The following is a 14,663-nucleotide window of genomic DNA, read 5'->3' as shown; positions in this document are numbered from 1 at the left end:
AGGTCAGAAAAATACAGAGGTCAAGCCAAACAAAATACAGTAATTTTCCTACAAAACCACTCAATATGTTGTCTTGTCTGCTGGCATCTGAGCCGGTAATATAGAGGAACTAAAAAGCGATAGAAGTATGTCCAAATTAATTAAGGCCGGTTTCTCTTTTTGGAAAATTCCGATATGTTAATGAGTAGAAATGTTCAAATGATTAGACAAAGCTATCTCCCTGTAGCAATAATGAATTATAAAGAGGGGATGAATCTACGACTGAAGATCTGAAAAAAGCCCTCTTGCATAAATGCGAAAGTATGGACATACCCATGGTTGGAGTTGCCAGTATTGAGAGATGGAGCAATCCTCCTTTTTTACCATGGATGCCTGAGGAATTCTATCCTCAATCCATATATCCTGAAGCAAAATCAGTGATAGTTATCGGACTGCCTCCTCTCCGATAATTTTTCTCTCAAGCTCTTTTTACCTCAAGTGACTTTCATCTCAAGCTACTTTGATCTCTTTTTCCAGCTTCTTTATCATTTCCCTTACCTGAATTGCCCTTTCGAAGTCCAGCCTGTCAGCAGCTTCCCTCATTTCGGTTTCCAGTTCGATAATCATATTGGGAATCTCGGTCTTCGGGATGTGTTTGGTGTCGGTAATATCCACGACCTTTTCCCGAATTGGTTTCCTGATAGTTGTCGGGACGATGCCGTGTTCCTTATTGTAGGCGATCTGCATGGAACGGCGGCGTTCAGTCTCACGAACAGCTTTTTTGATGGAATCCGTCATGTTATCGGCATACAGGACAACTTTCGAGCTGGCATTCCGGGCTGCACGGCCTATGATCTGGATCAGGCTTTTTGAGTCCCTCAGGAATCCTTCCTTATCCGCATCCAGTATGCCAATGAAGCCCACTTCCGGAATATCAAGCCCCTCTCTGAGCAGGTTTATCCCTACAAGGACATCAAATTTTCCAAGGCGGAGTTCGCGGATAATCTCAGTTCTTTCTATCGTTTTAATATCCGAGTGCAGGTAACGAGCTTTTATTTCGTTCCTTGCAAGGTACTCGGTAAGTTCTTCCGCAAGTTTCTTTGTCAGAGTGGTTACAAGAGCACGGTCTCCCCTTTCCACAATTTTCCGAATCTCCTGCATGACATCTTTGACCTGACCTTCGAGAGGACGAATTTCCACCTCAGGGTCAACAAGTCCTGTTGGCCGGATAATCTGTTCCACGATCTGGGCTGAGTGCTCTCTTTCATAATCTGAAGGCGTTGCCGAGACAAAAATCACGTTTTTCATGTACTTCTCGAATTCATCGAACTTAAGAGGCCTGTTATCGTAAGCACTGGGAAGCCTGAACCCATAATCGACAAGACTCTTCTTCCTTGAGCGGTCCCCGTTGTACATTCCATGAAGCTGCGGGATGGTCTGGTGGCTCTCATCGATTACCATCAGGAAATCCTCAGGGAAATAGTCAAGCAGGCAGAAGGGCTGTTCTCCTAGCTGTCTGTGGTCAAAATGCCGAGAATAGTTTTCAATGCCTTTACAGGTGCCGGTTTCCTGAATCATTTCCATATCATAAATCGTGCGCTGTTTCAACCTGTGAGATTCGAGAAGCCCGAGTTCAGGAAGGTGTTCTTCGAGTTCTTCGAGGATGGACTGAATTGCACTTTTCTGTTCCTCCTCAGGAATTACATAGTGCCTGGCAGGATAAACAAAGAAATAGTCCATCTCTTCCGTTCGCTGACCGGTCTGTTTGTTTACCTCGGAAATCCGGTCGACCTCATCTCCGAAAAGCTCAATCCGGATAATATCATCAAAATATCCGGGAATAATATCAATAGTATCTCCTTTTACCCTGAAGCGCCCTGGCATGAGCTCAAGGTCGTTCCGTTCGAACTGGATTTCAACGAGCTTTTGCAGGATTTCTTTTCTCCGGACCTTATCTCCTAACTTTAATTCAAACCCCATTTTCTGGAAATTCTCAGGATTGCCAAGCCCGTAAATACAGGATACGGATGCCACTACAATAACGTCCTGACGAGACATCAGGGAAGCAGTAGTTGCAAGTCGCATCTGCTCGATTTTGGGGTTAATCTGGGCATCCTTTTCAATATACTGGTCCCTGGCAGGAAGATAGGACTCAGGTTGATAGTAATCGTAATAGGAAACAAAATACTCAACCCTGTTTTCAGGGAAGAACTCCTTGAATTCATTATAAAGCTGGGCAGCAAGGGTTTTGTTATGAGCAATAACAATCGTCGGTTTCCTGACCTGGTTTATGACATTTGCAACAGTATAGGTCTTCCCTGATCCTGTTACCCCAAGCAGGGTCTGGTACTGCTCCCCATTTTCAAGCCCATCCACAAGTTTTTCGATTGCTTGCGGCTGGGAACCCTTGGGTTCGAAATCGGAAACCAGCTTGAACTGCGGGCTGTCCCAATATCGGGTATCTCGTATTGTGTCAATGGCTTTTTTAGATACAGCTTGGGATGTCTTATCTGAAGATTTCATAGAATCAAAACCTTAAAATTCTGGAAATTTAAATGACGGACACATATTACCAACAGTAGTAATAACTAATTAATGATTTTCAGGAATCTGGGATTTTTTGGAATCAATCCTTTTTAGGAATCATAGATTTTTTGGAATCAGTCATTTTTAGGAATCATAGATTTTTGCCTTAGCAGGCGGTTATAGGTAATTGCAAACCTGTGAGCTTCGTCCCGGATTTCCTGGACAAAAAGAGAGGCTTTCTCGTTTTTTTTGATGGGAAGAGGAGACTTGATTCCGGGCACATAGATTTCTTCTTCCCGCTTGGCTATCGAAATAAGAGGAACCCTGATTTTGAGCTTTCTGAGTTCCTGAAAAGCTGAAGAAAGCTGTCCTTTTCCCCCGTCTATAATGATAAGGTCAGGTAGGTCATGCTTGTCCTCGAGCAAGCGAGAATAACGCCTGCGTACAACCTCTGCAATGGAAGCAAAGTCATCGATCCCTTCAACACTCTCGATCTTGAAGCGGCGATAATTGTGTTTATCAGGTCTGCCCCCACGGAACTGAACCATTGAACCGACCGTAGCCGTGCCTGAGAGATGAGAGATATCAAAACATTCTATGACATTCGGAAGTTTCGGAAGGGATAGTTTACTCTGCAGGGCTTCGAGCTTTTTCCGGTCTCCAAAGAAACCTATCTCAACATTTTTCAGGGCAAGGGCGAGAAGTTCCTTTTTCTCTCCCTGTTTCGGAACCGTAACTTTGACTTTTGTTCCTTTGACGTGAGAAAGGAAGTCAACAAGCGATTCTTCGAGAGGTTCAGGAAGAATTAGTTCTTCAGGAGGTTCGTTCTCGGAATAATATTGTACAAGAAATTCTTCCAGAAAATTTTCCCCAAAGGCAAAAACATAGTCCTGTTTATCTTCAAGTGTACCTTTGTAGACCTTGAAGAGCATGAGATAAACGGTATCATCCCTGACAATGTAGTTCAGAATATCCTCATTATGCTTTTTCTGCCTCTCCATATTTTGTTTTTCCTGAAGATACTCAAGGGCTGCAATCTCGTCCCTGAGAACCATGGCCTGCTCGAACTGCTGCCTCGATGCCAGCTCCCTCATTTCTTTTTCCATAGACTCGATAAGCTCTCTGATATTGCCTTTCAGGACCGAGGCCGCTTTCTTCACTTTCTCGGCATAGTCTTCTGCGGAAATTGCACCTATGCAGGGCCCGCTGCATGCCGCTATATGGTATCTGAGGCAGGCCCGTTTCGGCATCTTTTTACAGGTCCGAAGCTGGAAAGTCTTTCTTACAACTTCAAAAATGTAGTCTCTTTCCTTTGCCGAGACAAAGGGCCCAAAAAAGCTTCCACCATCTGCTTTTTTCCGGGCGAGCTTGATCCTTGGAAACTTTTCATCAGTTAAATGAATGCAGGCATACCTTTTTGAGTCCTTAAGAGCAATATTATACCTTGGCCAATGTTTTTTGATAAGAGTATTTTCCAGAAGAAAAGCCTCTACTTCAGTGTTCGTGACAATAAAATCGAGGTCCGTTACAGCCTCTATAAGGCTCGCAGTTTTTGGATCATGGTCTCGTTTCTGGAAATAGCTGCTTACCCGCTTTTTGAGGTCCTTTGCCTTGCCTACGTAAATCACAGTCCCTTCTTCATTCTTGAAAAGATAACAGCCAGGTAGGTGAGGTAGAGCCTCCAGGTCAATCATTTTTAAACCTCTTTTTCAAGTTTTTCAGTTTTTAAAGGGAGCTTAAATCAGTTTAATCAGTTTCATCGGTTTAGTCAGTTTAGTCAGTTTAGTCAGTTTAGTCAGTTTAGTCAGTTTAGTCAGTTTAGTCAGTTTAGTCAGTTTAGTCAGTTTAGTCAGTTTAGTCAGTTTAGTCAGTTTAGTCAGTTTAGTCAGTTTAGTCAGTTTAGTCAGTTTAGTCAGTTTAGTCAGTTTAGTCAGTTTAGTCAGTTTAGTCAGTTTAGTCAGTTTAGTCAATTTGATCAATTTAATTGGTTTAATCAGCTTAATTAGGCTTTCATCGGGTTTAAATTAGATTAAACCGGCTTAAATTTACCAAATAAATATTAAAAAACATTTTAAATCAATTGCTCTTGAAATGCATTGTTGGCTCTATGTTTATTGTGCTTGAAACCTCTGGAGTCTTCGGAGTCTTCCTCCGACTCTTCTTCAAAATCTTCAGAATCCTCTTCATTCTGATCGTCATTAAGATCTTCATAATCGGTCTCAAACTCTTCCCCTTCTTCAAAAACAGCTTCAACAGGTTCTTCTCCCGACATGTCGAGATATGACTGTGAAAGTTTAGGAGCAAGGAAGCGTGCAGTATAGCTTCCCTGAACTGTGGACACTTCCTCCGGAGTTCCTTCGGCAATAATTTCTCCGCCTGCGTTCCCGCCTTCGGGACCCAGATCAATGATATAGTCTGCTGATTTGATTACATCCAGGTTATGTTCTATTACAACCACAGTGTTTCCTTTTGCCACAAGCCTGTTAAGAACTGCGATGAGTTTTTTGACATCATGGAAGTGAAGTCCGGTTGTGGGCTCATCAAGGAGGTAAATGGTCTTTCCGGTACACTTTTTGGAGAGTTCCCTTGTCAGCTTGATCCTCTGGGCTTCTCCACCGGAAAGCGTTGTTGAGCTCTGGCCGAGTTTGATATAGCCCAGCCCGACTCTTATTAAAGTATCGAGTTTGCGTTTGATTGAAGGGATGTTTTCAAAGTGCTCGGCAGCCTCTTCAACGGTCATGTTCAGGACTTCAGCAATCGATTTGCCCCTGTACTTTACTTCGAGAGTTTCACGGTTGTAGCGTTTACCCTTGCATTCCTCACACTCGATGTATACATCAGGCAGGAAATTCATTTCGATTTTTATCAGTCCTTCTCCCTGACAGGCTTCACAGCGCCCTCCTTTTACATTGAAGGAGAAACGCCCATTTTTATAACCCCTGATTTTCGCTTCTTTTGTTTCGGCAAAAGCCTGTCTTATGGCATCAAAAACCTTGGTATAGGTGGCAGGGTTTGAGCGAGGAGTCCTGCCGATAGGGCTCTGGTCAATAACGATTACCTTGTCGATCTCGGAATCGAAAACCAATTCGTCATAGTCCCCTGGGGTTACACTTGATTTATTTATCTTTTTCATCAGGGCTTTGTACAGGGTCTCATAAATTAATGTGGATTTTCCGGACCCTGAGACCCCTGTAACCACGGTCAGGACCCCTATGGGAATATTCACATCTATGTCCTTCAGGTTGTTCGCCCTGCACCCTTTAAGCCTGATGAATGCATCGCTGTGCCGGCGAAGGGCAGGCGTTTTTATCTGTTTTTCTCCTGAAAGGTACTGGCCTGTCAGAGATTTCGGATTCTGTTCAATTTCTTCAGGTGTGCCTTCGGCTACCACATAACCCCCATGAACGCCTGCACCTGGCCCTATATCGAGCACATAATCAGCAGACCGAATAGTATCTTCATCGTGCTCCACGACTATCAGAGTATTTCCAAGATCCCGCAGAGTCTGGAGAGTCTGGATAAGCCGCTCGTTGTCTCTCTGGTGCAGTCCTATTGAAGGTTCGTCAAGCACATAGAGCACTCCCATGAGGTTTGAGCCAATCTGAGTAGCTAGCCGGATTCGTTGTGCTTCTCCGCCTGAGAGAGTACCTGCACCTCGCGAAAGGGTGAGATAGCCGAGCCCCACATGCTCTAAAAAGCCGAGCCTGGAGCGAATTTCTTTTAAGACTTGTTTTGCGATCTCTTTTTCCTTTTCCGAGAGCTCCACGTTTTCGAAAAACCGGATACACTCCAGAATTGAGAGATTGGATACATCTATAATGGATTTCCCGCCGAACTTTACTGCAATCACTTTTTCCTTCAGTCTCTTGCCTTCACATTTTGGACAGGGTTTAACCTGCATGAATTTTTCAAGTTCTTTTCGGCGGTACTCGGATTTTGTCTGGCTGTACAGTCTCTCGGACTGCGGGAGCAACCCTTCCCAGGTGCCCCTATGAGACCAGTGTGCATCCCCGTTCTTCATGCTCATATTGAACTGCATAAGTTCGTCCGAGCCGTACATGAGAGCATTATACTGCTCATCTGTGAGGTCCTCAATGGGAGTAAATATGTCAAAACCGAAATGTTTTGCCACAGCTGCAAGGTGCTGGCTTCGGTAACTGTCCAGATAATTTCTGTACAGAGCGACTGCGCCGTCTGCAATACAGAGAGTTTTATTCGGAATAATCAGGTCAGGGTCGAATTCCATCTTGATCCCGAGGCCATTACAGGCTTCACAGGCGCCGAAAGGACTGTTGAAAGAAAACATCCTGGGCTGGAGTTCTTCAAAAGCCATGCCGCAGACAGGACAGGCCATATTCGAGGAATAAAGGTGGTCTTTTCCTTCCGAATCAACTGCTATTAAGAGTCCATCTGCCTTATTTAGAGCATTTTCACATGCTTCAACAAGCCTTGAGCGGTCTTCTGAAGGGTCCAGCCGGTCAACCACGACTTCAATATCATGTTTTTTGTATCGGTCAAGGGTAATCTCATCGTCAGTCCTGTGAATCTCGCCGTTTACCCTCATCCGGGTGAAGCCTTCGCTGTTCAGTTCTCGGAAAAGCTGCTGGTATGTCCCTTTCTTCTGGCGGACTATAGGCGCAAGAATGGTAACCATACCTTCACATTCTCTGCTCAGGCTGTCCGCAATCTTTTCAGGAGACTGAGACTCGATTTTTATGTTGTGGGTTGGGCAGTAAGGGGTGCCGACTCTTGCAAAAAGCAGCCTCAAGTAATCATAAATTTCGGTAACTGTCCCGACTGTACTTCGGGGGTTTTTCGAGGTCGTTTTCTGTTCAATGGATATTGCCGGAGATAAGCCCTCGATGCTGTCCACATCCGGCTTGTTCATAAGCCCTAGGAACTGCCGCGCATAAGCCGAGAGGGACTCAACATATCGCCGCTGTCCTTCTGCATAAACCGTGTCAAAAGCCAAGGTGGATTTCCCTGAGCCTGATACCCCTGTAATAACGATTAATTTGTCCCGCGGGAGTTCTACCGTGATGTTTTTCAGGTTATGTTCCCGTGCCCCTTTAATAATAATATTTTTCATTTTCCTTCTCTCGGGTTTTTGTCCAGTTGAATCGGTTAGATGAAAATTTAAGGTCAGAATAAAGTCTGGATTTTAGATTAAAGTAAATTCTGGATTTTTAAGTTAGATCTCTAAAAAATCCAGAAATGATATGAATTTATGAATTTTAAGAAACTTTTTTGAAAAACCTAAAGTTTATATTTATTTATCGAGCCATTTTTTTCAGGCAGATAATTCCATATATTATTATAAATAAGTAGTGATAATTACATGACGTTGATTTCACTCCTCATATATATGACAATTTTCGGATTCATGCTACCCCGTTTTTCGATACATACAGCAGAATGCAGACTTTTTATTAATAGAGTAATATAGCGGAGTGAAAGTATTAATCAGTAAATAACCGGTTTTAAAGTTTATATTTAGTAGATTGCGTTCATAGATATTGAATTGTATGGCGTTCTTACGTTTAATTTTTGATCTGTTTGTCTTTAATACTTTCAGTTCGGAATAATCATTTTCTCTACAAACCAGCGTAAATAAAAGCCTGTTAAGCAAGGAACTGATCCCCAAAAAGAAGGAGAAAAAAACATCGGTATACTGCAAGAAATGCGGAGTTTGAACTTTTAATCATGTGATGGAGGGCTAGATCATGTCGATCATATAAATAATTATCTACTTTAATATATTTTAGTAGATTTATGTTAAGTTTGCAAGAAAGTATTCATGAGAAGTGCCCTGGTGATAGTACTTCAATATTTTCTGTCTTCAAAAAGAGAAGGATATTTATCTTTAAGTAATTTAGGAAATTCTTTGCCTATTTTTGTATTTTGAGAATATTGTTACTCTCGTTGCGCTGGCGCACCCCTACAAGCAATGGGGATATGTTCGCGTCCCCGTTACAATCTTGATTGTAGTAAAAAAGCATGGAATTACATAGAATATATAATAAATTTTTTTAAACTTATAAAAATTGTCAAGCCCAATTGAACCAAAAAAGAAGAAAACTATTAAATATAAATTAGTTAACACTGTCCTACTAAGGTTATTAACTTCATATTTCTCAGGTACTGTAAAAGTTAAAGTGTTTTTTCCTGAATGTTGACCTAAAATTAGTAATACAAGTTTTCAATATAATAATATCAAATATCACAAATGTAATGAAAAGTGTTAAATAACAGTTTGTCGTATGTATCTATGTCTAAGCGAACAGACAAAAATAGAAAAGCCTCCTAAATCTGTGAATTGAACGCATAACTCCTGAATTCTTTACCTGTATGTGCAGCGGGTGAGGAATTTCAGGTGTTTTCGCGTTCAAATTTGAGTTCAAAATTTCCTATTTTACTTAGTATTCAATAGTTTAAAACTCATCCAGGCCAATGCTTCTTAAAAGGAAGAATATACTTGTTTATAAGAGAACCTATTCCATAACTCAAAACTGCTTCTCCGAATATGGAATTAAGAATAATCAATGAGTTTCTGATCACGGGAATAGGTCTTAAATTCTTATCAGTTCTTAGTATAAAGCTGGTTTTGGGATGAGCTCAGAGTATACTTCTCAAAATATACCTATAAGTTCATTATTTATTTAATGATATAGTTGTAAGTTTTGAAAATTTGACTCCTTTCAAGGCTATTATAGATTCAGTAAGTTCTGCAATATCTTCACCTTTTCCATTGAGAAAAATTAGTTCAAAACAATTTTCACGATCAAGGTAAACATGCACTGAAGATCTTATCAGGTGAGAATAGTTATGCTGGATATTTGTTAAAACATTTGCAAGGTCTTTTCTCTTGTTGTCATAAATAACCGCAATTGTTCCTATACGATAGCCCTTAACGTCGTTTATCCATTCATAATGGTAAATATAACTCCTGATAGCATCTCTCATGCCTTCCGAGCGGGAAGAATAACCTCTTTTCTCAACGATTTCATCGAATTTATTCAGAAGGGTATCTGGAAGAGAGACACCTATCCTCATAAGTTCTGTTTCTATCATAATACCCACCATACAGTTTAATTTAGATCTAAATGTTACATTATTTATTGTATGTATTACTATATATGCTTTTTTCATGTAGGTATTAATATAAAATAAATATATTAATTATAAAATTATGACCAAAGGACACTTTAGTAATGTAGAACCGACATAAAGTAGTATAGCCATTTTTTGTATAGAAAAATGATCTATTCTCGGCATACGGAGTTAAAATGAGGTTTGACTAAAACTTCTGAACGATGTATATAACTTTTTCGTGCCATTGTTTAATAAAATACGGATTCTTATCCTTCTTGGCGTTAATTGGAAATAAGTTTGCTCTTGATGGATCGAAATACTCCAAAGTTTGTTTGGAAAAGCAGAAAAAGGGGAGTAGACATAATACCCAGGAATTTTAAAAGATTTGAAGCTTGCAACACTGCATTAAAAACAGGAATGTGATTTTCTCAAGAAAAGTTTCCCTTTAAGTAGTCCCTTTAAGTAGTCCCTTTAAGTATAGTAGCCTCTTCAAGTATAGTAGTCCCTTTAAGTATAGTTCCACTGGAATATCTCCCTGAATATATCGCAAATGTAATGTCTTACCTGGGCAGAGAAGCTATCTAATGTATTACCAGAATCAATACTTTTTCCATTTTCCGATTCAGTATCCTTGCCATTCTCAAATTCAGTATCTTCACAATTCTCAGATTCGATATTTTTTCCGGTTTCATACTTAGCATTTTTTTCATCGCTTGACAACTTAACTAACCATGCGTTCTCGTTTTTAACGCCCGCAGCTACATATCCACCATCTGAAGTCTGTTGAACGGAATATAGCGTACAGTTTCTGAATTCTTTTATCCATTCCTGATTACCTTCACTGTCTGTTTTCATTATGAACGCGTTACCATCAGTCTCAAGGGTCCATGAGTCATTATACATTCCGGCCAACACATAACCATTATCTGAAGTAAGCGAGATAGAAAAAGCAGAGTCATCCATAGGTCCGCCAAAGGTCTTATTCCACTGCTCCTTACCATACTCGTCAGTCTTTATAAGCCAGATATCATAGTTACTTGATTGATTTGAGATAGTAGCACTGGCAATTACATATCCGCAATCAGAAGTCTGCTTAACAGGATCTAATAGAAAGTTCAATGTTTCAAGACTATGATTTTTGCCAAAGGTATTGTTCCACTGCTTATTGCCACTCATGTCATACTTAGTTATCATAATATCATAATCGACCAGAACCAGATCATCCCGCTCTCCGATCTCATATTCGACTATACCGCCAATTACGTATCCACCATCAGAAGTACGTTCAGCCCTGTACTGAAGGTAATCCCAATGAGTAATATTATCAGATACTCTATTCCACATCTCGTTTCCTTTTTTGTCTGTCTTGATCAGCCATGGTTCGGCATAACCAGAAGGAAATGTGTAACCTGACAACACATAACTGCCGTCTGAAGTTTGTCGGGTGAAGTATCCTTCATCAAAATAAGTTCCCCCATAAGTTTTATTCCACTGCATATTCCCACTTTTATCAACCTTAATAAGCCAGGCATCCGGATAACCTTCTATACCTTTGCCGTATGAAGCCGTTGTGCCTGCCACTATATACCCACCGTCTGAAGTCTGTTGAATACACCAGGCACTATCTTCACCATTTCCACCAAAAGACCTGTTCCATTGTTCCGCAGGTTTTTCTGCAGCCGCCATATTTGATATCTGTAAAAACAGAACTAATAAAAGAAAAATTAGAATAATTCTATATTCAACATTTTTAATCACAGTGTCCCCCCTCAAAAACTGACTGTAACAAACAAGTAACAAATATAGTTTGAATATTTAAAGAGTTGTCACAAAATATGAATATTGCGGATTATTAATATATTAAAAGTACATAGAAAAATATGACACAAACAAGATTTATGACTTTACCCTGCTTTCTGCAGGTAAACGCAAAAATTCATTTAATTTCCCTAATGCTATCGATTTATCAAAAACCTTTAAAACTAATTTTATGAAGAACGATGCGAGAACTAAGCCCTTCACGCTCACTTTTACACTTTAATATCTGAAGCATCTCATCCTGAACATCCACCGAAATGACCTTTACCGAAATGACCTTTACCGAAATGACCTTTACCGAAATGACCTTTACCGAAATGACCTTTACCGAAATGACCTTTACCGAAATGACCTTTACCGAAATGACCTTTACCGAAATGACCTTTACCGAAATGACCTTTCCGTTTTCACCAACCAGCTTCGCCATTGCCAGAGAAAAGAAACCCGGGCCGCATCCCAGATCCATACCAACCTGACCTTCTTAGACATATTTGCCAGCGATTTTGTAAGGGTTTTGCAAAAATCTACGAACCCAGTTTTCAAGGGTCCAGGCTTTCTGATAGGGGCATACATCCGTAGATTTGTTCGCTATGTTTCTTCCTCCGTTTAATTTTGGGTTCCATCTCCATTTCGAAGAGAAAGAATGCAAAAATATGTTATATATTTTTAAATTTGATCATATCTATCTAATATGTTTTCACATTTGGTCAAAATCCAAAATATTTAGAGAAATAGAGCAGTTATAATAGCATTTATAGTAAAACTTGTTTAGTACTAAAATCTTGTACATATAAGTACATCAAAGGACAAATTAGCAGCAGAAAAGCAATTATTATGAAATTCGGTTGATAAAATGGATTACGTACACGGATATTCTAATAGAGAAAATTCTCGACTTCATGACCAGGCAAATACACTCACCGCGCTATTACATAGTGATACCATATATCCTCCGGGAAGCAAAGTGCTTGAGGCCGGTTGCGGTGTGGGCGCGCAGACAGTCATACTGAGCAGAAACAGTCCCGAAGCCAGCATCACATCAATTGATATTTCAGATGAATCGGTAGAAAAAGCAAGACAATTGGTTAAAAAAGAAGGGGTGGAGAATGTTGATTTTCAGGTAGCTAATATTTTCTCTCTGCCCTATGAAGACGAGACTTTTGACCATATTTTCATATGCTTTGTACTTGAACACCTTAAGAACCCTCTTGATGCCTTATTGTCGGTGAAAAAGGTACTCAAAAAAGAGGGCACGATAACTGTCATAGAAGGAGATCACGGCTCAAGCTATTTTTATCCCAGGAGCGATGAAGCTATGCAAGCAATAAAGTGCCTGATCGATATCCAGGAACTTCTGGGAGGTAATTCCCTCATAGGTAGAGAAATCTACCCGCTGTTGAATCGAGCTGGTTTTAAAAATGTGAATGTCTCCCCCAGAATGGTATATGTTGATTCGAGTAAACCCGATCTGGTAGAAGGATTTACGAAGAATACTTTTACTGCGATGGTCGAGGGAGTCAGGGAGCAGGCACTGGAGCTAAAGATGATCGATGAAAAAACGTGGAATAAAGGTATTAGCGACCTTTACCGGACTGCAGGGCAAGAAGGCACGTTTTGTTATACCTTTTTTAAAGGCACAGCCATTAAATAATTTCTCAGTAAATTTATATTTTCTTGGCTAAATAAATACTAAAGCAAACGATGCAAATGTCAAATGATTCCGGAGTGTCGAATGATACCGGAATGTCAAACAAGAATGAAATTCCAGTTTTATTCCGAATTTTGCCTCATTTTACAATGTAGCGTCTATGAGTTCATTATGAAATGATTTCGTTATGAAATGAATTTATTATGAAACATTAAGATTAAAGCAGTTTGGAAAGGAAGTAGAAAAGTGCGTGTTCATAGTAATGGCATTCTTTTATTCAGGTTCAGGAATGAGATACTCGAAGTGATGCTGGTTCACCCAGGCGGGCCATTTTGGGCAAACAAAGACTACGGAGTGTGGTCAATACCCAAAGGGCTACCCGAAGGGCACGAAAAACCTCTGGACACGGCAAAAAGAGAATTTAAAGAAGAAACAGGTTTTGAGGCTGACGGCGAGTTTATTGATCTGGGAGAGTTGAACCAATCTAGAAAGAAGATAGTCCATGTATGGGCTCTTGAAAAAGACCTGGATATATCAAATGTTGTAAGTAATACATTTCCGCTTGAGTGGCCGAAAAACTCCGGGAAAGTACACGAGTATCCCGAGGTCGATAGAGCAGGCTGGTTTGATATTGAGCTCGCTAAGAAAAAAATACGAAAAGAACAAATAGGTTTTATTGATAGGCTTATGGGCATTATAAATTACTCTCAAAAGAAAGAACCCTTAGAAAAGAAAAGATACAGGCAAACTACATTATTTTAAACTTTGACACAGTTTGATGATCTAGAGAGAAAACTTATGAGACTATGCTTACCGTAAATGTTTCGGGATATCAATGAAAAAGGAAGCTGTACAGGTCTACAATCATTTACACTGTTGGTAATTCGATCTTCCCTTATTGCATTTGCTCATGCCAATTTCCACAAGAACTGAGGGGATTTTAATCTCTAAATATATTATACTTTGAGAAGTTCAAATCTTTTGGAATTCAATCCTTATTTAGTGATCTTGCTCTTGAATATCTAAAATACAATCTGTCAATACGATCCCATACAACATCCCATAAATATCTAGCATAGGAGAAAGGATAATTCATCCAAAAAACTAATTTCTTGAAGGACGATAGATCTCCATAACCTTCGACCCACATGGATTCACTTAAAAATCCTTTCCAGACAAGAGATTTTTGCATTTGTTTCCATCGCCTGAACATATGGGCTATTATAAGTAAGAAAGTACAAGCGATTGCGAATTGTTTTTTTCTCATAATTTTCACCCTTAACGACTCAATGAATTTAATAAAATAATCTCGAATAGGGCAAAACTTCCGGTATTTAGCCAAACTAGACTTAAAACCAACCTTTTTTGAGATTAAAATTCTTGTTGGAAAATTACCAAACTCTTTCAAAATATCCTTAACTCTTTTTTTTGATAGTTTAATATGTTCAAATATATGTTTCTTCTCCTATAAATTTTTGTTCCAAAACGACCTGCAATATTTTCAACCTGCTACATTATTTTATATGAATCGTTGCGTTTTTATAGACAAGTGTGAGTATTTTTAGAGAGGAAGTAATTTTACTAAACTGGATAAGTACTG

10 protein-coding genes are annotated in these 14,663 nt (G+C 39.8%); 3 read left to right on the top strand and 7 right to left on the bottom strand.

What is annotated here, in order from left to right; genetic code table 11:
* Positions 1-302 precede the first annotated feature (302 nt).
* On the top strand, positions 303-449 hold the full coding sequence (locus MSBRM_RS21425; RefSeq protein ID WP_230668860.1) for a hypothetical protein: 147 nt from the start codon (positions 303-305) through the stop codon (positions 447-449).
* Between the two features lie 40 nt (positions 450-489).
* Here the strand turns inward: MSBRM_RS21425 and uvrB are convergent, their stop codons facing one another.
* The 6 genes from uvrB to MSBRM_RS22225 form a co-directional block, all read right to left on the bottom strand.
* On the bottom strand, positions 490-2,502 hold the full coding sequence (gene uvrB, locus MSBRM_RS11525) for an excinuclease ABC subunit UvrB (protein WP_048155785.1): 2,013 nt from the start codon (positions 2,500-2,502) through the stop codon (positions 490-492).
* 137 nt (positions 2,503-2,639) lie between these two features.
* Positions 2,640-4,199, bottom strand: a complete 1,560-nt coding sequence (uvrC, locus tag MSBRM_RS11520) for an excinuclease ABC subunit UvrC (RefSeq protein WP_048116687.1) — start codon at positions 4,197-4,199, stop codon at positions 2,640-2,642.
* A gap of 377 nt (positions 4,200-4,576) precedes the next feature.
* A complete protein-coding gene (gene uvrA / locus MSBRM_RS11510; protein WP_048116692.1) occupies positions 4,577-7,594 on the bottom strand; it encodes an excinuclease ABC subunit UvrA in 3,018 nt (1,005 codons plus the stop codon).
* 1,562 nt (positions 7,595-9,156) lie between these two features.
* The gene (gene nikR, locus MSBRM_RS11505; protein WP_048122695.1) at positions 9,157-9,573 is read right to left on the bottom strand and encodes a nickel-responsive transcriptional regulator NikR; all 417 of its coding nucleotides are present in this window, start codon (positions 9,571-9,573) and stop codon (positions 9,157-9,159) included.
* Between the two features lie 531 nt (positions 9,574-10,104).
* Positions 10,105-11,283, bottom strand: a complete 1,179-nt coding sequence (locus MSBRM_RS11500) for a hypothetical protein (RefSeq protein WP_230668858.1) — start codon at positions 11,281-11,283, stop codon at positions 10,105-10,107.
* 280 nt (positions 11,284-11,563) lie between these two features.
* The gene (locus MSBRM_RS22225) at positions 11,564-11,881 is read right to left on the bottom strand and encodes a hypothetical protein (protein ID WP_048155781.1); all 318 of its coding nucleotides are present in this window, start codon (positions 11,879-11,881) and stop codon (positions 11,564-11,566) included.
* 387 nt (positions 11,882-12,268) lie between these two features.
* Here MSBRM_RS22225 and MSBRM_RS11490 point away from each other — a divergent pair, with 387 nt between their 5' ends.
* On the top strand, positions 12,269-13,066 hold the full coding sequence (locus tag MSBRM_RS11490; protein WP_048116696.1) for a class I SAM-dependent methyltransferase: 798 nt from the start codon (positions 12,269-12,271) through the stop codon (positions 13,064-13,066).
* Positions 13,067-13,309: 243 nt separating this feature from the next.
* Positions 13,310-13,825 carry an NUDIX domain-containing protein gene (locus MSBRM_RS11485; RefSeq protein ID WP_048116699.1) on the top strand — a complete coding sequence of 172 codons (516 nt, stop codon included), beginning with the start codon at positions 13,310-13,312 and terminating at the stop codon, positions 13,823-13,825.
* Positions 13,826-14,051: 226 nt separating this feature from the next.
* Here the strand turns inward: MSBRM_RS11485 and MSBRM_RS20875 are convergent, their stop codons facing one another.
* Positions 14,052-14,330, bottom strand: coding sequence for a hypothetical protein (locus tag MSBRM_RS20875; RefSeq protein ID WP_141706472.1), 279 nt, complete (start codon positions 14,328-14,330; stop codon positions 14,052-14,054).
* Positions 14,331-14,663: the final 333 nt, after the last annotated feature.

Origin of the sequence: Methanosarcina barkeri MS (assembly GCF_000970025.1) — an archaeon.
Classification (GTDB): Archaea; Halobacteriota; Methanosarcinia; order Methanosarcinales; family Methanosarcinaceae; genus Methanosarcina; species Methanosarcina barkeri.
The sequence above is the reverse complement of the archived record's forward strand: the minus strand, read 5'-3'. Positions and strand labels throughout refer to the sequence as shown.